Source organism: Siminovitchia acidinfaciens (assembly GCF_003605385.1).
Classification (GTDB): domain Bacteria; phylum Bacillota; class Bacilli; order Bacillales; family Bacillaceae_C; genus Siminovitchia; species Siminovitchia acidinfaciens.
In genome coordinates this window covers 32,182-50,632 of the sequence record NZ_QYTV02000001.1, presented here as the reverse complement: position 1 = coordinate 50,632, position 18,451 = coordinate 32,182, and the positions used below count along the sequence as shown (strand labels likewise).

Sequence of the window (18,451 nt, the reverse complement as noted above, 5' to 3'; positions counted from 1 at the left end):
CACCCCTCCTTTGCCAAATTTGAAAAGCGCAAGGCGCGCAGCCTTAGGCGACAAGCACAAGACGAGTTCCGAGGAGGCGTTTCCCCAGCCACTACAGGAAAGTATCTGACTTCAATCAACTCATGTAAAGCCTCCTTGAATAAGCTTCGTGCAGCTTTGCGACGAGCTGAACAAGACTTCTTCGAATAAACCACGGCACAGGAGCACATTCTTCCTGAATAGCTTCCTTGCGGGCTTGTGACCTCGAGCAGAGGGCGTCGGCGGCTCTAGGACATCCTGTCCTTCGGGCTGGATCCGAATACTCAGGACTTAAAGTATTCGCATCTAAAAATTTGATACTTTCTTTCCAACGCAAAAAGCCACCTTCTCTTTTCCAGGAAAGTGGCATTTTAAACTACAATAAAAAGCATGACACTTCCCTCCGCAGGCTCAAACCTGATCAGGTCATAAGGGTATCAGAGTTCCACTCTTCTCTCAGTCCTTGTTAAGGATTCCCCTAGTGATTTTCATATGAAGTTACGTATCTACAGATATGGTACCATGAGGAAGCAAATAATGGAAGTATACAAAACTTTCTAAATATCATAGAAGAAAATTATAACTTCTTTGTCTCTGAATAAAGACGTTCATATATCTCCGCCATTTTAAAGTCCAGCTCCGTCAACCCTTTTGCTCTCCAGGAGGATATTCTCACCGTAATAAGCTTGTAGTCAATTGAAATAAATGGATGGTGCTGAACTCTCTCCGATTCTTCCGCAATCTTTTGCACAAAGGAAATACCCTTCAAATAGTCCCTGAAGCGATATTTACGGACAATCCATTTTTCATCAGTCAACTTCCAGTCAGTAAGTTCAGAAAGCCTTTCTTCAATCACTTGCTCAGACAATCTTTCCAATAAGTTCCCCTCCCATTCAAAGTCACATAATTGGACGTACACTTATAAACATTCTATCATTTCCATTAAGAGATATTGAAGGAGTGGTTATTTTTGAATTCTCCGTCCATTAAGAAATTCCATGGAATACCATTATCTGTTTTGGACTTGGCACCTATCGCCGAAGGAAGCAACGCCTCTGATTCATTTAAAAACAGTGTTGAGCTTGCGCAGCATGTTGAAAATTGGGGTTTCAATCGGTATTGGCTCGCCGAACACCATAATATGCCCGGCATTGCCAGTTCTGCTACTTCTGTCATCATCGGACATATAGCCGGTGCGACGAAAAAAATGCGGATTGGAGCCGGCGGAATCATGCTTCCAAACCATGCGACGCTTGTTATCGCCGAACAATTCGGGACTTTGGAGTCCTTATATCCGGGCCGGATTGACCTTGGGCTCGGTCGTGCTCCGGGCAGTGACCAGGCTACCGCTTTTGCTTTGCGGCGAACATTGAACAGAGGTGCAGAAGAGTTTCCACAGCAGCTGGACGAGCTGCAAAATTACTTTAGTGAAGATCCAGTTGGCCGCGTTCACGCCTATCCGGGAACAGGTCTAGACGTCCCCATCTGGTTGCTTGGATCAAGTGAATTCAGTGCAAGGCTCGCCGCTCAAAAGGGACTTCCGTTCTCTTTCGCCAGCCACTTTGCACCCCAATATACGCTGCCGGCGCTCCGATTGTACCGGGAGAACTTCCAGCCTTCGGCATCATTGGACAAACCGCTCACTATGGTTGGTGTAAACGTGATTGTTGCAGATACCGAAGAGCGTGCACAATGGCTTGCAACCTCACAGCAACAGCAATTTTTGAGCCTGATCAGGAATATGCCGTCTCAATTGAAGCCGCCGGTTGATGACATTGAAAAAATCTGGTCGCCTTTTGAAAGGGCATCTGTTGAACAGACCCTTGACTCCGGTTCAACCATTGTGGGAGATCCGGATACTGTCGAGCAAAAGCTCAAAGAGTTTATCGACCTAACCGAAGCGGACGAGGTCATTATCAACTCACAGATTTTCTATCAGGAAGACCGCCTGCATTCATACGAAATAATTGCCGAAATGATGGAGTGATTTTATTGCCAATAACAGGGCTGGGTCCGCAAAAAGCGGAACCAGCCCTTTGTAATTGTTGCATTATGCATTGGCAAACGACGATATGGTACTAACGGACCGGGAAAGTCCAAGCTTAGGCGATGCGACAGAACGTCGCTGATTGAGCGCCGACGGGAAGGATGCCCAAGTGCTGCCGGCATCGTTGCTCCGCCTTCCGCCTAAGGCCTGCTCTTTTTTTACCAAACCGCGATTGCACCGTCTGTCCTTGATTCCGTCCCTGCCACAAGCACACCCGTGTCCGGATTTCTCCAGATGATTTGCCCCCGCCCGAAATTATTTGTTTCAAGGGCGATGCGAATATCATGCCCCTGGAAAGCCAAACCTTCCGCGAAGTGATGGGGGAAACGATGCTCCACTTCCACCATTTTACCTTTGATCCATTGCCAGCGCGGCGCATCAAGTGCTGCCTGTGGATGAAGCCCAAAGTCAATCGAGTTCATGATGACTTGGACATGTCCTTGAGGTTGCATGAACCCGCCCATGACTCCAAACGGGCCGACTGCCGTATCCCCTTTTGTCAAGAATCCCGGGATAATCGTATGGAATGTCTTCTTCCCTCCTTCAAGGGCATTCACATGATTTTTATCCAAGGTAAAGTTATATCCTCGGTTTTGCAAAGCAATTCCCGTACCTGGAACGACCAGCCCCGACCCGAATCCATGATAGTTACTTTGAATGAAAGAGACCATGTTCCCTTCCTTGTCGGCCGTAGCCAGATAAACCGTCCCTCCTGTTGAAGGCTCGCCTGGTTCAGGCATGCATGCTTCCTCTGTAATCAGCTTGCGCCGCTCCTCAGCATAGGCATCGCTGAGTATTTCCTCGACTGTGTATTTCATATGCTTCGGATCAGTAATATGTTTATATCCGTCTACATAAGCAAGCTTCATAGCCTCAATCTGCTTGTGGTATGTATCTAATGATTCTTTTCTTGTAAACTCGAAGCCTTTTAAAATATTCAAAGCCTGAAGGGCTACAATCCCTTGCCCGTTTGGAGGGATTTCCCATACATCGTACCCACGGTAGTTGATGCTGATCGGGTCCACCCATTCCGCCTTATACTCTGCCAGATCTTCTTCTGTAATGAATCCGCCGGTTTCCCTCGCAAATGCAGCAATCTTTTCAGCGATTTCTCCCCTGTAAAAAGATTCACCATCGGTTTCTGCAATTGAACGTAATGTGTCAGCGTGTCCCTGTGACCTCCATACTTCACCAACCGCCGGAGCATGTCCGTCCGGAGTAAATGTATCAAACCAATGTTTAAAAACGTCATCCTTCAGGTCCTCCGAGAATTCAATGAACGCTTTACGCCAATATCGGCTCAGCGTTGGGGAAACGGGGTAGCCTTCTTCCGCATATGTAATGGCATCCTTCAACACATCTTTCAACGGCAGCTTCCCGAATCTTCTGGACAGCTCTGCCCAAGCACCGGGTGCACCTGGCACCGTCACAGGAATCCAGCCATATTTTGGCATCTCTTCATGACCCAGCTCTTTCACTTTATCAATTGAAATGCTTTTTGGCGCTCGTCCGCTGGCGTTCAACCCATGCAGCTTTCCTTTAGTCCAAACTAGCGCAAAAGCATCTCCGCCGATTCCGTTAGAAGTCGGTTCGCAAACTGTCAGGCAAGCAGCAGTAGCAATCGCCGCATCAATGGCATTTCCGCCTTTTTGTAAAATTTCCAGCCCTGCCTGTGCTGCAAGCGGTTGCGAAGTTGCCACAACACCATTCATGGCATAAGCTGAGTTCCTTGTAATTGGGTAAGGGTGTGATAAATGGTTGAAAGTGATCAATAGACTCTCTCCTCTATATAGAATGATTAGGTTACTATTTTCAAAGCGCTTCCAAAAAGCCGCTTAAAATAAGCCGGATTCCATTTTATCGTAAGCAATTTAAAAAATATTGTCAATATGCAGACGAACAAAGTGAACATAAATTACTTTAATAACCTTCATTAAATAACCAAATTCTATAATCCCCTTTCATTTTGTTGTTGATGAGAATACGAGATATTTCATTGCGTCCGCAAAGACATACACCACACCAAGCATTTTCTTTCGAAATTAAATTAATCTATTTTCATTGATTTTGAATGTCAATTAGATTATAGTTGTTCACAACGAAAGATATTATCAATTTATACAAACTATTTGATACGCATTAAACGAAACAAAGGAACGTGAAAAAATGAAAATCAAGGATGATTTTGACTCAAACAATATGCCAGCCATGAAATTGAATGAAACGGACAAGAGGATTATTGAAATTTTGCTGGAAAATGCACGGATTTCTTACACCGATCTTGCCAAAGAAATCGGTCTTTCCAGAGTAGCAGTCCAGGCCCGCATTCAATCATTGATCGAAGATGGGGTCATTGAACGTTTTACGGCTGTAGTCAACCCGATTAAAGTAGGAATTCAGGTATCAGCTTTTTTCAATGTGGATGTTGAACCGAAATTTTTAGATGAAATTGCCGAAAAGCTCGCTTTGCATCCTGCAGTCACAAGTCTCTACCATATGACTGGGCCAAGTACCCTACATATGCATGGCGTCTTTAAAAACATGAAGGAAATGGAAGACTTTTTGCTTGAAACACTGTATTCAACTAAGGGAATCATGCGCGTGGATACCCAAATGCTTTTAAAGCGATATAAAAGCAGGATGGGACTTAAACTTTAAGAAAAGCGCAAGCGAGCACCTCGGGCAGCGTGGACAAACAGGACGATTCCCGAGAAGGCAGCTTAAGCGAACAGGGAAGCAGCTTGACCCTTGCTTGGCTAGGTGCTCGCCGCCTCAAGCCGTCACACCTTGTGCGTCGAAGCTGTAGAACTTGCCCGAAAAACGCTCTCTTCGTTAAAAACGGGAACCTTTGATCGAAGGACTTGCCCAAAAAACGCTCTCTTCGTTAAAAGCGGGAACCTTTGGTCGAGGATCGTGCCCGAAAAACGCTCTCTTCGTTAAAATCGGACATCTTTGGTCGAAGAACATGCCCGAAAACTGCTGGCCATACCCGTATCGGCGAAAAAATGGCAGACAGGGGCATGATTAAGGGTTCGCTGCGTCATTAGGAAGGCCGTGTCTCAAGGTAAATTATTAAATATTAAATCATTGTTTTCACTGTCTTTTTTAAAGTTAGGACTATAATTTAGGAGGGATTGGAAATGGACCTCAAAGGATACATGGCGATTTCAGGCGCCATGTTAAGGGTTGGGATATTCGGCTATGGAGGAGGACCTTCCGTCATTCCTCTGTTCCGGCATGAAGCGGTCACCCGTTTTCAGTGGATGAATGATAAAGAATTCGGCGAGCTACTGGCTTTTGCCAACGCTTTGCCGGGACCGATCGCCACCAAAATGGCTGCACAGCTCGGCTATCAACAAAAAGGAGCTGCGGGGGCGGTAGTGGCCATCCTATCACACATTTTACCGACAACAATTGCGATTGTTGGTTTACTCGGAGCCCTATATGCCATGAAAGAATCAGTCATTGTAGCCGGAATGATTGCAGCCGTAAGGCCGGTCGTTGCTGTGCTGCTCGGAATCACAGCTTATGAATTTTGCGCAAAAACTTGGGGCGGACTCGGAAAGGTGATTGGCGTTGGTTTTGGACTCATCGCCTTCTTGCTTCTTGGCGTATTAGACGTGCATCCGGCTATCGTCATTATTGCCTTTCTTGCATATGGCACTGTCCATATCAAAGTGTTTGAATGGGCTAAACAGAAATGGGGCAAGAAGGAAAGCATGGGGGAAAATAGCGGGGGTATGTCGTCATGATGATTTATTGGGATTTATTCTGGGCCTTTTTTGTCGCCAATATATTGGGCTACGGCGGCGGGCCGGCAACCATACCGTTAACGCAGCAGCAAATAGTGGACCATTACGGCTGGATGACGAATACGGAGTTCGTCGATATGTTAGCCGTAGCCAATGCCCTCCCCGGTCCAATTGCAACGAAAATCGCTGCATTCGCGGGCTATCAAGAAGCCGGCTGGCTCGGGCTCATCGTCGCAACAATCGGAACAGTAGCTCCCTCAGCCATCGCCATTATCATATTGCTGAAAATATTGAATCATTTTAAACAGTCACCTGTCGTTAAGGGAATGACGATGCTGGTGCAACCAGTAATTGCCGTGATGATGATTCAGCTGACATGGCAATTCAGCTCTGTTTCCTTCGATTCCATCGGCATCTGGCAATCTATTTTTATCGGCGCCATATCATTGGTCGCAATTATTTGGTGGAAAATCCACCCGGCCATCATGATTGTTGCCGCGTTTGTTTATGGAGGAGTCGTATTGCCATATCTGATGGCTTAGCAAAAAAATGCCTTTCCGCAATTTTTGGAAAAGGCATTTTCTTATTCAATCAAATAGCAGGTGAACATAAATTAAGGAAGCAGCCCCCGGCTGCTTCCAAATAAAAACTATCCAATTAGCCTCTCATTATCGGCCTCATCCACACCAAGATCCGTTATGTCTCTCTTGAAGACTTTGGACATGATAATCATATAGATGATCCCAACGGCCACCCAGACAATACCTCCAATAAATGCATCTGCATGAAGGTGGGCCCATAGGACGCCTGTCAAAGCTGCACCAATTGTCGGCATGACAATGTACGAAAATACTTGTTTCGGAGTTTGATATTGTTTCTTTTTAAAGACAAAATATGCGATAACGGATAAGTTAACGAAAGTAAACGCTATCAAAGCACCGAAATTAATTACAGCAGCTATCAACTCAAGGCTTGGCCCCATTGCAAACAAGCTGACAAGACCTACAAAAATGACGTTAAAAGTTGGCGTTCTGAATTTTGGGTGGACATACCCAAAAAGCTTTTTGGGCAGGACGCCATTTCTTCCCATAACGAACAGCAATCTGGAAACACTGGAGTGTGAAGCCAGTCCGGATGCAATGGTTGCTGCAAATGCTCCGGCTAGGAAGATCAATTGGAAGACGACACCGCCGACATACAATGCAATTTCAGGAAGCGTGTCATCCACGACATTGAACACTGAAACATCAGGGAATAATGTTTGTGCAAAGTATGCACCGACAAAGAATACTGCTCCCCCAATAAGAACAGTGAGAGCGATTGCTTTTGGCATCAAATTGATGTCTTTCGCCTCTTCCGTGTACATGGTAATCGCATCAAAACCGATGAATGAGAAACATACAATGGTTGCTCCAGTTAAAACTGCGGTGATATGCATATTCTCTTGGAACATTGGCTGTATGGTCAACAGGGTTCCCGTTCCCATTCCCTTATAAAGCTGGATAGCTCCCAATACGACGAAAGCTGCCATCAGAGCCATTGTGAAAACAACCAAAATGATATTGACCCCCGATGTTGACTTCATACTGAACGCGTTGATGGCTGTTACAAAAGCGACATAGACAACTACCCATATCCAGGCGGATGCATCAGGGAATAAAGATTCCATATACAAACGGATAATGACTGCGTTTACAAGTGGAAGTAGCAAATAGTCGAGCAATGACGCCCAGCCGACCAGGAATCCTAGACGCGGTCCCATCGTCTCACGTGTATATGTGTAAGCAGAACCAGCACTCGGAAATACTTTTACCATTTTTCCATAACTAAATGCTGTAAAAAGCATAACAATTAAACCGACAACGTAAGCCAAGGGGACAAGCCCGCCTGTTTGTTTGGAAACGATTCCAAAAGTGTCGAATACAACCGTAGGTGTCATGTAACCCAAACCTAAAGCGACAATTGCCCATAACCCTAGTGACCTTTTCAATGATGTGTTTGTCCCCATGTAACAGCCTCCTCGTTCTTTGTGAATTTCCTAGTTTGTTTTACCCGATTCTAAAGCACCACTTGAAGTAAATGCGATATTTTCGGATGACTGCTATAGCCCTCCGAAAATATCAATCTATCATTTTTATTAAGCGGTTACATCACCTGTAATCCGGATTTTTCCACTCCATTAAAGCTGCATATTTCAAAGACTCTGCATCTTGTGGCAAATAATTCGGCATAATCGCCCGGAATTCAAATCCATTCTTCAATTGGAATGACATAACTGGGTCGTAGATTTCTCCACTGACAACCTTCGCTGCATATTGCTCTGGAGTTAATTCATCTGCGTGTTTATGATAGTTTGGAATACGCCCTCCAAAAAGGATGCTTTCCAAATTGAATGCTTGAGTGATTGCTCTTCTAGCTTGGTATAGACGTTTCCCTATTTTTAAACCTCTGTATTCAGGGTGAACAACAACTTCTGTTCCATAAAGGTTTTTGCCTTTGGGATTATGGTTTCTAATATAACCATTGTCCGAAATGTCATCGAAGTTGTGGCTTACACCGTAATCTTCAAAATTAACGATAATGCTGGAACAAGAACCTACGATATTTCCATCCTCGTGTTCTATGACTACTTGACCTTCAGGAAAAATTTCAATCTGACTGGCCAAATGCTCTGGCTTAAATGGAATTTCCGGATCTCCAAATCCGATGGCTGCCATCTCGTTTACTTTATAAATGTCATCTAATGTCATTAATCTTGCTCCTGCTGAATTTAAAGCCCTTTCAAATTGTGTTCCCATTAGACAGCCCCTCCTTTATTATTGGGATTGTGCGTAAAATTTCTTTTACACACAATCCCCTCATTATCAGTTTTCGTAAATAGATACGAATTTCTCTTCCAGATACTCTTCCAATCCGAACTTACCGCCTTCTTTGCCCATTCCACTTTCTTTGATTCCACCGAATGGAGCTTGGATGACGATCGGAGCTGGATCATTGATTCCGATGATTCCAAACTCGAGTTCTTTCATCATTCTCAAGCCGCGGCCAAGGTTTTTCGTATAGCAGTATGCCGCAAGTCCGTATAATGTATTATTTGCTTTTTCAACTATTTCTTCTTCACTTTCGAATGTAAATACTGGTGCAATCGGTCCGAAAGTTTCTTCTGATGCGATTACCATATCATCTGTTGCATTCAAGATGACCGTAGGTTCGAAGAAATAACCGTCACCGTCCTCATAGTCATACACATTACCGCCAGTTACAACTTTTGCATTGTTCTTAACAGCGTCTTCCACTTGCTCTTTCATTTTATCAAGTGACTTTTTGTTAATTAACGGGCCTACATCCGTTCCTTCTTCCAATCCGTCACCGATTTTCAGCTCAGCAGTGCGCTTGGCAAGTTTTTCTGCAAATTCTTCAGCGATGCTCTTATGAGCATACACACGGTTCGTACTGATGCACGTTTGTCCGGAGTTTTTGAACTTGGAAAGCATGACACCTTCAACAGCAAGATCGATATCTGCATCCTCGAATACGATGTAAGGGGCATGTCCACCCAATTCCATCGATACTTTTTTCATAGTATCCGCTGAGTCACGAACCAGCTTTTTACCGACAAATGTTGATCCTGTAAAAGTAAGCTTGCGGACATCTGTGCTTGAAGTCAATTCTTTTCCGATTCCTTCAGCATCAGGTCCGATCACAAGGTTCACAACACCTTTTGGAAGTCCAGCTTCATGGAAGCACTCGAACACTTTAATTGCAGAAAGCGGTGTTTCCATAGCAGGTTTTAGAACAACTGTACAGCCTGCCGCAAGTGCAGGAGCGAGCTTTCTTGTAATCATTGAAAGCGGGAAGTTCCATGGTGTGATAGCTCCACAAACTCCAACCGGCTGTTTGATGACCATCAGGCTTTTGTCTTTATGGGAAGCAGGAAGCACTTCACCGTAAATTCTTTTAGCTTCTTCTGCATACCAGTCGAGATAGCTGATTGCGCCGAGTACTTCTCTTTTTGCATCCGGAAGCGGTTTACCATTTTCCAGTGTGATAATCTGTGCAAGCTCGTCCACTCTTGCCTTCATCAGCTTGACAGTTTTGGAAAGATAAGCGCTTCTTTGATCACCTGTTGTTTTTTTCCACGATTTAAAAGCTTCTTTAGCAGCCGCAATCGCCACTTTTGTTTCTTCAGCCCCACAGACTGAAATAGTATCAATCACTTCCAGCGTCGCCGGGTTCGTGATTTGCTCTTTCTGATCAGATTCGTGCCACTCTCCGTTGATGTAATACATGGAAAATCCCCCTTCAACTCATTTATAGTTTGTTTCAGCTAATGAAAAAGTTAATTCTTGGTGCCAATCACCCAAACATTATGCAATTACCATGCCAACCCCACAAAGAGTGTCGGTCATTTTGAAAACGCCGTCATAATAGAGCGCATTTATTTATTAAATAGGTTAAGCCCTTTCATTCTATCAAGAAACTATTCTTAATGCAATAGCATTATTCATCAATGCATAATAGTTTGCGTTATTAGATAATTTATCCGGAATCAACGAATACCTATATCCTCTTTCTCCTGCTTCCGGCTAACAATTTTTTGGTATTTCCTGCTTACGGAAGACTGACTGATTCCCAATGCAGTGGCAGCTCTTGTCGTTGTCTTATACAAATGCATCGCCTGTGTGATCAACTGTTCTTCCACAGCTTCAAAAGCTTCCTGCAACGGCATAATGTTCGTGATGATCGGTTTTACTTTTGTCATCGGCTCATTCAATTTAAGCACTTGCCCAACCACAATGGCGTCAATCATTTCATCATCAGCAGTTACAATGAGGCGCTCGACAATATTCTGCAATTCCCGAATATTCCCAGGCCATGTATACGCCTCTAACAGATTAAGAGCGTCAGGCGTCAAGTGATAACTGCTGCCATGCTGTTCATTAAACTGCTTTAAAAAATGGAAAGCAATGAGCGGAATATCCTCATGCCTTTCCCTCAAAGGCGGAACGTGAATAGGAATGACATTCAACCTGTAAAACAGATCCTCGCGAAACTCCCCATTCGCTACCATTTCCCTCAGATTCGTGTTAGTCGCAGCAATAATTTGGACATCGACGGAAAAAGTTTGCGTACTTCCGACAGGCGCAACCTCCCTTTCCTGCAAGACGCGGAGGAGCTTGACCTGGAGCCTGAGCGGCAATTCACCAATCTCGTCAAGGAAAAGCACTCCTTGATCAGCCTGTTTGAAATAACCATCCTTACCTCCTGGGTCTGCCCCTGTGAAGGCCCCCTTCACATAACCGAAAAGCTCACTCTCCAACAGCGCTTCAGGAATAGCCCCACAGTTCACCTTCAAAAACGGTTGGTCTTTACGCCCTCCCAACTGATGAATGGCATGGGCAATCACTTCTTTTCCGACACCCGATTCCCCCTGGATAAGAACAGTGGACGAAAACTTTGCCACCTTATGAACCTGGGATACAATATCCTCCATCTTCTGACTGCGATAAATCAGCTTCCGGCTTAACTTTTCCTGCATTTTCATCTCATCGAGCTCTTGCTTGTATTGCGCGGAAATCTTCTTCATTTCGCGGAGCTCATCACGAAGGCGCGTCGCTTCTGTAATGTCCCTTGAAGCCACGATAATCCTATCAATCTCGCCGTTTTCATCCAATACCGGATTTCCGACAGCCAAAACCTTTTTGCCACCCGGCGTTTCTTGGACTACGGAAACCTTTTTCTTTTTCTCTATGACAAGCCGCGTTACAGAAGGCATGAACAACCCCTGCTTTTCGAGTTCAATGATGTTTTGTCCAACCAACTCTTTTAAATCGACACCCCAAAACTCAGGAATGGCATTTTCACTGTATCTGATCAACTCACCCTTACGATTTACCACGAGTATTTCGTCATAAATACTTGATAAGATTGCATTCAGGTCCTTGTTCAGGTTTTTGACAGATTCAAGCTCCATGGCCATCTGTTCGACCATCGGCAAATCCTGTACAATAATAATGACGCCTTCTACGTTTTTTTCATCATTGACAACCGGGCTGTAATCAACCAGAACACCCGATTCGTTCGTCACTTGTATCTGATTTAAAACGGTTTCACCCGTCTGAAAGACATGTTCCAGATGAAAAGGGTCGAATATCGCTTCTGCAGGATAGTTCAGAACTTGCCCGATTTGATAACGTGTCATTTCCAGCGCTGATTCATTACAGTCAACGATCACCCCATGATTGTCGACGATGAAAATACCCATCGGGATGGACATAAGCAGTACTTTCAATACGTTTGTACCTTCATTTTCCTGCTTAAAAAGCTCAACAATCAAATCTTCGCGCAAGACGTACCCTGTAATTGAATCGCTTTCATTTTTAATCAAAGACAATTCTTTACCAAGCACTTGGAAGATAGAAGAAAAAGACAGATTTTCAGACAGCGTCTTCAGCTCAGTAATTGGAAGCGCGTATTGCCTGATTTGTTGAAGCTCCAGCTTTCCTTCCTCACGCTCACTTACAGGAAGATCCTTGAGATGAATATAAGAAGTAACCTCTCCGTCTTCTTCCAAAAAGATAAACCGATTTTTTTTATCAGACAAAAGAGCCCGCCACTCTTGCTGAGGTTTATCCACAGAAAGCTTGACTATCGATTGAATAATATCTTTCGATATTAAAAACACACCATTCTCCCCCTCCTGCTTTTGTCAGTTCTTGTCTATATCTATCATTATACCAGAGAACTTTCATTGAGCTATGTATTTCTTCATTTTTTATTCAAAAATGAATTGTTGATGTTGAATTTGCATAATTTTACTTAATTTAATAGTGATGAAAATCCAACTCAATCATTCGTCCTCTTATTCCAATTTGAATAATTTATGCGAAACGACATAGAACTTTCCCTTTTTCATAAGATTTTCACTTTACTTATTAATAGAATAGGCATAAAACTTTTGGCACATAACTTGCATTAATATTAAATAAGTTTCGTCGAAACATAATATTCAGACTTAACTAGAGGCAGCAACCAAGACTAAAGGAGTGGTATTGATTTGAGTGAACTAATGGTTAAATTGAACAATGTCGTCAAAAGCTTCGATGACAACGTTGTGGTAAAAAATATTGATATGGATATTAATGCAGGAGAGTTTCTCACCCTTTTGGGGCCGTCCGGATGTGGAAAAACCACAACACTTCGCATGATCGCCGGATTTGAGCAGCCGACTGACGGAGAAGTCATTATAGACGGAAAAGAAGTCAGCAATATCCCGCCGCATAAAAGAGATGTCAACACGGTGTTTCAAAGCTATGCCTTATTTCCTCATATGAATGTGTACGATAACGTCGCTTTTGGTCTTAAGATGAAAAAAGTGGGCAAAGAAGATATTAAGCGGCGCGTTATGGAAGCGCTTCAACTTGTTCAGCTTGAAAGTTTTGCCGAACGTAAGCCTGATCAGCTCAGTGGTGGCCAGAAACAGCGTGTCGCCATCGCCCGCGCCTTGGTCAACAGCCCGAAGGTACTGCTTCTTGATGAGCCTTTAGGAGCTCTTGACTTGAAACTCCGCCGCCAGATGCAGGTGGAATTGAAGCACTTGCAGCAGCAGCTGGGCATCACCTTTATATATGTAACTCATGACCAGGAGGAAGCGCTTACTATGTCTGACCGGATTGCTGTCATGAACGGCGGAATCATTGAACAGCTCGGCACGCCGGATGAGATTTACGAACGCCCTGCTTCACGTTTCGTTGCAGATTTTATCGGTGAGACAAACTTGTTCGAAGGAAAAGTAGTGGAATTGGATGAACAACATGCTTATTTCGATCTATCCGGCCACAAAATCCCTATTGTCCCGACAAATCCGGTTTCATTGGATGAGGAAGTTTCAATGGCAATTCGTCCCGAGAGAGTACATCTGCACGAAGAAAGGAATGGAGCCAGCTTTGCTATTCCTGGAAAAGTGGTCGAACATATTTATGTCGGATCCATCATCAAAACAGTCGTCTCTCTCCCAGGCGGATATGAAGTCACTGTGAACGAAACACCTGAAGTCGCTCATTCGTTTGCTGTTGATCAAGATGTGTATGTCAATTGGGAACCTGATAAGGCGGTGGTCATTGCATGATGGAAACGAACGTTGCACAAGCGGATAAAACGCCTGCAGTTTCCAAAAGGAGGAAGCGTAACAGCGGCCGGTTATTCGGAATGGCATGGACGCTTTCCCCGGTTACATTTTGGTTAGTTCTATTTTTTGTTTTTCCTCTTCTGTTCATCTTGTTCATCAGTTTTGCAACAAGAGGCCTCTATGGCGGAGTGGAGTATACATTTACATTAGAAAACTATACTCGTTTCTTTGATCCCCTTTATTTGAAAATTTTATGGGATTCACTGGTAATCGCCGGATTTACGACGGCTTTATGCTTAGTCTTTGGCTATCCTTTTGCGTACATCATAGCCAGGGCGCCTAAGAAATACCGAAGCTTTTTGTTAATGCTGGTAATTGTGCCGTTTTGGACCAATTCACTTGTCAGAACCTATGCTTGGATCGTCCTTTTGCGTACAGAAGGAGTAATTAATATTGTTCTAATGAAATTCGGCATTATCTCTGAGCCGCTTGCTATGCTTTATAACCACGGGGCTGTCATGGTCGGGTTAACTTATACTCTACTGCCATTTATGATATTGCCTCTGTATGCTTCCATTGAGCAATTGGATAGGTCACTACTGGAGGCATCCAGTGATTTAGGGGCAAAGCCTTGGCAAACGTTTACAAAAGTTACATTGCCGCTCACAATGCCTGGAGTTGTTGCCGGAGCCCTGTTAACGTTCATCCCTACACTCGGACTGTTCTTTATCCCCGATTTAATGGGAGGGTCAAAATCCCTATTAATCGGAAACCTGATTAAAAACCAGTTCCTAACAGCAAGAGATTGGCCGTTCGGATCCGCTGCATCCATGATCTTAATGATTCTTACATTGATTTTCATTTTGATTTATTTGAGAGTCGGCGGAAACAAAAAAGGAATCGAGGTGCTGTAAATGAATTTTCGTTTTAAAAGCTTGCCATCGATTCTGTACGCATTGTTCATTTATGGCTTTTTGTATTTTCCAATCATCATCTTAATCGTATTTTCCTTTAATAAATCCAGACTGAACGCTGTCTGGACCGGTTTTACTTTTGAATGGTACGGAAAGCTGATGCAAAACAGCGACATCCTGGCAGCAGCTAAAAACAGTTTGACGGTCGCATTCGTATCAACGATTGTCGCTACAATGATCGGTACGATTGCCGCTGTTGGCATGTACCGCTACCATTTTCGCGGTAAGACAGCTTTGGATGGTATGTTGTACTTGCCGATCGTCATTCCGGAAATTGTTATGGGGATTTCATTGCTTGCCTTCTTCGCGTTGGCCAATGTCCCATTAGGAATCATGACGCTAGTAATCGCACACATCACTTTCTGTATACCATTTGTCGTCGTGATTGTCAGGGCGAGGCTGGAGGGCTTTGATCCTTCAATGGAAGAAGCTGCAAGGGACCTAGGGGCAAACGAGTGGCACACGTTTACAAAAGTGACGCTGCCCATCATTGGCCCGGGTATCATGGCTGGTGCGCTTTTATCCTTCACCCTTTCAATTGACGATGTCATCATCAGCTTTTTCGTCGCCGGACCAAGCAGCACCACTTTGCCTTTGAAGATCTTCTCGATGGTGAAGTTCGGGGTATCGCCTGAAATCAACGCACTATCTACATTGATGCTCTTAATTACACTTTCAATTGCAGTATTCGCGCAACTCAGACTAAACAAATAAGCAAAACAGCCGAATAATAAAGTAATAGCCGATACTATTTACAGTATCGGCTATTACATCACGAGAATTTTTTAAAAAATACAAAGGGGGAAAATATTGTGAACTTTTTAAAGGGAACCGGCAAATATGTCATCTTTTTGGTTTTGACATTGATTGTCGGCACTATCATGACCGGTTGTGGAAGTAGCACATCCGGAGATGATGATGGATCAAAAGACGGCGGGGATGGAGAGCTTTCAGGTGAGTTGAACCTCTTTATCTGGTCTGAATACATGCCTGACACGATCCTCAAACAGTTTGAGGAGGAAACTGGAATCAAAGTTAATTACAATGTTTACTCATCAAACGAAGAGATGCTGGCCAAAATTAGTGCTGGTGCAGCAGGTTACGACATTTCGGTAGCAAGTGATTACATGGTTGAAATCATGAGGAAACAAAATCTGCTTGAAAAGGTGGATAAGGAGAACCTTGCTAATATTGATAACCTTGACCCTGAATTTTTGAATCTGGAATTCGATCCCGACAATGACTATTCCATCCCTTATATGTGGGGAAATGTAGTGATCGCCATCAATAAAGATACCGTAAAGAAGGATGTTACCAGCTTTGAAGACTTATGGGATACCGAGTTTAAAAACTCCCTTGTTGTACTTGATGACCAGAGAGTTCTGATTGGTGTCGGCAATAAACTTCAAGGCGAGTCGATGAACTCTACAGATTCAAAAGTCATCCAGAAATCGAAGGATCTATTGATTGATCTTCTTCCAAATATTAAGGCATATGATAGTGACAGCCCAAAAACAATGCTGATTAACGGAGAAGCCAAAGCAGGAATTGTCTGGGGTGCGGAGGCCTACCTGGCTGAAAAAGAAAACCCTTCAATTCAAACTGTTCTTCCTGATGAGGGTTCAAATATTTGGTTTGACAACTTCGTCATACCTGCCGGAGCTCCGAACAAAAAGAATGCGGAAGCTTTCATCGATTTTATTTTAAAGCCTGAGATCAGTGCACAAATTATCGAGGATTTCCCTTACGCCAATCCAAACAAAGCTGCCCATGAACTGATTGATGAAGATGTCATGTCCCATCCTGCTGTTTATTCAAACGAGGAGTTTTTAAAGAAAAGCGAAGTTTTCAGAGATATTGAAGATGCCATTCTTGAATACGACAGAGCGTGGTCGGAGATAAAGCAGTAAGAAAAGCGGAGGGCGACGTTTAGCGACGTACAGACTGGAGTGACTCCGACGAGATAAAGGAAACACGGCGAAGCCAAGGCGAGCCGATGTTGACTTATCGTAGGAGGAGGCGCGAAGTCTGCTAGTCGCTGGAGCCCGGAGCTAGACAATGAAAAGCAGAGGCGCCTGATTAGCCCCGACAAGCGCTGGAGAAAAAAACGGTGAAGGCGCCCTGCCTTCAATGTTTTTTTGAAGCGACCTCTAGCCCCCTGCCGCGGAGCAGCTGTATTCAATCACATCAAGTGGAACTTCTTTGAATGTGTTTCGTGCAGCTTTGCGACAAGATGAACAACCCTTCCCGGAATACGCTATAGCGCAGGAGCACATTCTCCCTGAATCTTCTGGGCTAGGCGACGAAGCTGAACAGCGAAAGAATTTGTAAGCGCTTATAAAATAAATTAACTCAATTGGACAAGGAGGCACTTTATGAAGAAAATCGGCAATAAAATCGTAGCCATGACCATCACCATCCTGTTAGCAAGCATTTTTTTATCAGGCTGCGGATCAAGTACATCTGGTGGAAAAGAATCAAAAGAGCTGAATGTTTTTAACTGGACAGAGTACATCCCTGAGGTAACCATTAAAAAGTTTGAAGAGGAATATGGTGTAAAAGTGAATTACAGCATGTTTTCATCCAATGAGGAAATGCTGGCAAAGGTCGCGGCAGGCGGCGGTGTCTATGACCTGACGATGGCAAGCGATTATATCGTTCCATCTATGGTTGAACGCGATATGATTGAGCCGATAGATGTATCGAACATTCCAAATTTCGAAAACCTGATAGATGACTATATTGATCAGGAATTCGATCCGGGGAATAAATATTCCGTGCCATTTATGGGAAATACATTATCTCTCGGCGTCAATCCTGATACAATCGGCGTCGACGTTTCTGAAATAAAAAGCTATACTGACCTATGGAATCCGAAGCTGAAAAATAAATTGGTTGTCCTGGATGACCAGCGGATGATCATCGGGATGATTCTTAAATCTCTAGGATATAGTGCAAATGATACAGATCCGAAACATCTCGAAGAAGCTAAGGAGAAAATGGTTGAGCTCCTTCCAAATATTAAAGCGTTTGATAGCGATAGCCCGAAGCAGATGATGGTTAATGGCGAAGCTTCCGGGGGACTCGTTTGGGGGCCTGAAATAGCCTTGGCTCAAAGAGAAGGAGCAAACTTTGAGACTATTATACCTAAAGAAGGCCTCCTTATTACAATGGACAATTGGGTTATACCAAAGGATGCCAAAAATAAGGAACTAGCAGAGAAGTTTATCAACTTTATTTTAGAGCCTGATATCAGTGCAGAGATTGCTGAACACCAGCCATACATCAATCCAAACAAAGAGGCACGTAAGTTGATTGATGAAGAAATCCTTAATAATATCGCAATCTATCCGCCTGAGGAAGAAATGAGCCGTCTGGAGTATATCCAGGATATCGGTGAAGCAATCCAGTTATACGACCGCGTATGGTCGGAAGCAAAAGGCTCTCAATAGCCTGTCTCATAGAGGAGCTTGACTCCTCTATGTTTTTGTATTAAATTATATGAATATTCAACAACATCTAAATACTCATT

The 18,451-nt window shown here is 43.8% G+C and carries 15 protein-coding genes and 1 riboswitch; of the genes, 9 read left to right on the top strand and 6 right to left on the bottom strand.

Going from position 1 to position 18,451, the window contains the following annotated elements; all coding sequences use genetic code 11:
• Positions 1 to 399: 399 nt before the first annotated feature.
• Positions 400 to 508: riboswitch (TPP riboswitch) on the bottom strand.
• 87 nt (positions 509 to 595) lie between these two features.
• On the bottom strand, positions 596 to 895 hold the full coding sequence (locus D4T97_RS00210; RefSeq protein WP_126046519.1) for a 4a-hydroxytetrahydrobiopterin dehydratase: 300 nt from the start codon (positions 893 to 895) through the stop codon (positions 596 to 598).
• 93 nt (positions 896 to 988) lie between these two features.
• Between D4T97_RS00210 and D4T97_RS00205 the strand changes: the two genes are divergently transcribed.
• On the top strand, positions 989 to 2,005 hold the full coding sequence (locus D4T97_RS00205; RefSeq protein WP_126046517.1) for an LLM class flavin-dependent oxidoreductase: 1,017 nt from the start codon (positions 989 to 991) through the stop codon (positions 2,003 to 2,005).
• A gap of 218 nt (positions 2,006 to 2,223) precedes the next feature.
• Here the strand turns inward: D4T97_RS00205 and D4T97_RS00200 are convergent, their stop codons facing one another.
• On the bottom strand, positions 2,224 to 3,777 hold the full coding sequence (locus D4T97_RS00200) for a gamma-glutamyltransferase family protein (RefSeq protein WP_126047957.1): 1,554 nt from the start codon (positions 3,775 to 3,777) through the stop codon (positions 2,224 to 2,226).
• Between the two features lie 454 nt (positions 3,778 to 4,231).
• Between D4T97_RS00200 and D4T97_RS00195 the strand changes: the two genes are divergently transcribed.
• The 3 genes from D4T97_RS00195 (at position 4,232) to D4T97_RS00185 (ending at position 6,359) form a co-directional block, all read left to right on the top strand.
• Entirely contained in the window at positions 4,232 to 4,723 is a 492-nt protein-coding gene (locus D4T97_RS00195) for an Lrp/AsnC family transcriptional regulator (protein WP_126046515.1), read from the top strand.
• Between the two features lie 482 nt (positions 4,724 to 5,205).
• The gene (locus D4T97_RS00190) at positions 5,206 to 5,817 is read left to right on the top strand and encodes a chromate transporter (protein ID WP_126046513.1); all 612 of its coding nucleotides are present in this window, start codon (positions 5,206 to 5,208) and stop codon (positions 5,815 to 5,817) included.
• The gene (locus D4T97_RS00185) at positions 5,817 to 6,359 is read left to right on the top strand and encodes a chromate transporter (RefSeq protein WP_126047955.1); all 543 of its coding nucleotides are present in this window, start codon (positions 5,817 to 5,819) and stop codon (positions 6,357 to 6,359) included. Before D4T97_RS00190 ends, D4T97_RS00185 begins: the two co-directional genes overlap by 1 nt.
• A 107-nt stretch (positions 6,360 to 6,466) precedes the next feature.
• On the opposite strand, the gene D4T97_RS00180 is transcribed toward D4T97_RS00185, so the two are convergent.
• The 4 genes from D4T97_RS00180 to D4T97_RS00165 all read right to left on the bottom strand — a co-directional run bounded on the left by D4T97_RS00180 (position 6,467) and on the right by D4T97_RS00165 (position 12,502).
• Positions 6,467 to 7,825, bottom strand: a complete 1,359-nt coding sequence (locus D4T97_RS00180) for an APC family permease (protein ID WP_126046511.1) — start codon at positions 7,823 to 7,825, stop codon at positions 6,467 to 6,469.
• 142 nt (positions 7,826 to 7,967) lie between these two features.
• Positions 7,968 to 8,615 (bottom strand): GNAT family N-acetyltransferase, encoded by a 648-nt coding sequence (locus D4T97_RS00175; RefSeq protein ID WP_126046509.1) that lies wholly within the window; start codon positions 8,613 to 8,615, stop codon positions 7,968 to 7,970.
• A gap of 66 nt (positions 8,616 to 8,681) precedes the next feature.
• The gene (locus D4T97_RS00170; protein WP_126046508.1) at positions 8,682 to 10,106 is read right to left on the bottom strand and encodes an NAD-dependent succinate-semialdehyde dehydrogenase; all 1,425 of its coding nucleotides are present in this window, start codon (positions 10,104 to 10,106) and stop codon (positions 8,682 to 8,684) included.
• A 260-nt stretch (positions 10,107 to 10,366) separates the two neighbouring features.
• Positions 10,367 to 12,502: a sigma 54-interacting transcriptional regulator gene (locus D4T97_RS00165; RefSeq protein WP_126046506.1), complete on the bottom strand. Its 2,136-nt coding sequence runs from the start codon at positions 12,500 to 12,502 to the stop codon at positions 10,367 to 10,369.
• Positions 12,503 to 12,874: 372 nt separating this feature from the next.
• On the opposite strand from D4T97_RS00165, the gene potA reads away from it, so the two are divergent.
• From potA to D4T97_RS00140, 5 genes are all read left to right on the top strand, one after another.
• Positions 12,875 to 13,945, top strand: a complete 1,071-nt coding sequence (gene potA, locus D4T97_RS00160) for a spermidine/putrescine ABC transporter ATP-binding protein PotA (RefSeq protein WP_126046504.1) — start codon at positions 12,875 to 12,877, stop codon at positions 13,943 to 13,945.
• A gap of 80 nt (positions 13,946 to 14,025) precedes the next feature.
• Entirely contained in the window at positions 14,026 to 14,859 is an 834-nt protein-coding gene (locus D4T97_RS00155; protein WP_126047953.1) for an ABC transporter permease, read from the top strand.
• Complete coding sequence (gene potC / locus D4T97_RS00150) at positions 14,860 to 15,633, top strand: spermidine/putrescine ABC transporter permease PotC (protein ID WP_126046502.1); 774 nt, start codon at positions 14,860 to 14,862, stop codon at positions 15,631 to 15,633. It abuts the gene before it with no gap.
• A 98-nt stretch (positions 15,634 to 15,731) separates the two neighbouring features.
• Positions 15,732 to 16,829, top strand: coding sequence for a polyamine ABC transporter substrate-binding protein (locus D4T97_RS00145; protein WP_126046500.1), 1,098 nt, complete (start codon positions 15,732 to 15,734; stop codon positions 16,827 to 16,829).
• A 465-nt stretch (positions 16,830 to 17,294) separates the two neighbouring features.
• A complete protein-coding gene (locus D4T97_RS00140; protein WP_126046498.1) occupies positions 17,295 to 18,371 on the top strand; it encodes an ABC transporter substrate-binding protein in 1,077 nt (358 codons plus the stop codon).
• Positions 18,372 to 18,451: the final 80 nt, after the last annotated feature.

What these genes read in the sequence shown, in the direction of transcription:
- potC (WP_126046502.1), top strand. Translation starts at nt 14,860, where the DNA reads ATGAATTTTCGTTTTAAAAGCTTGCCATCGATTCTGTACGCATTGTTC.
- D4T97_RS00195 (WP_126046515.1), top strand. Translation starts at nt 4,232, where the DNA reads ATGAAAATCAAGGATGATTTTGACTCAAACAATATGCCAGCCATGAAA.
- D4T97_RS00170 (WP_126046508.1), bottom strand. Translation starts at nt 10,106, where the DNA reads ATGTATTACATCAACGGAGAGTGGCACGAATCTGATCAGAAAGAGCAA.
- D4T97_RS00200 (WP_126047957.1), bottom strand. Translation starts at nt 3,777, where the DNA reads ATGAATGGTGTTGTGGCAACTTCGCAACCGCTTGCAGCACAGGCAGGG.
- D4T97_RS00180 (WP_126046511.1), bottom strand. Translation starts at nt 7,825, where the DNA reads ATGGGGACAAACACATCATTGAAAAGGTCACTAGGGTTATGGGCAATT.
- D4T97_RS00185 (WP_126047955.1), top strand. Translation starts at nt 5,817, where the DNA reads ATGATTTATTGGGATTTATTCTGGGCCTTTTTTGTCGCCAATATATTG.
- D4T97_RS00175 (WP_126046509.1), bottom strand. Translation starts at nt 8,615, where the DNA reads ATGGGAACACAATTTGAAAGGGCTTTAAATTCAGCAGGAGCAAGATTA.
- D4T97_RS00190 (WP_126046513.1), top strand. Translation starts at nt 5,206, where the DNA reads ATGGACCTCAAAGGATACATGGCGATTTCAGGCGCCATGTTAAGGGTT.
- D4T97_RS00155 (WP_126047953.1), top strand. Translation starts at nt 14,026, where the DNA reads ATGGCATGGACGCTTTCCCCGGTTACATTTTGGTTAGTTCTATTTTTT.
- D4T97_RS00140 (WP_126046498.1), top strand. Translation starts at nt 17,295, where the DNA reads ATGAAGAAAATCGGCAATAAAATCGTAGCCATGACCATCACCATCCTG.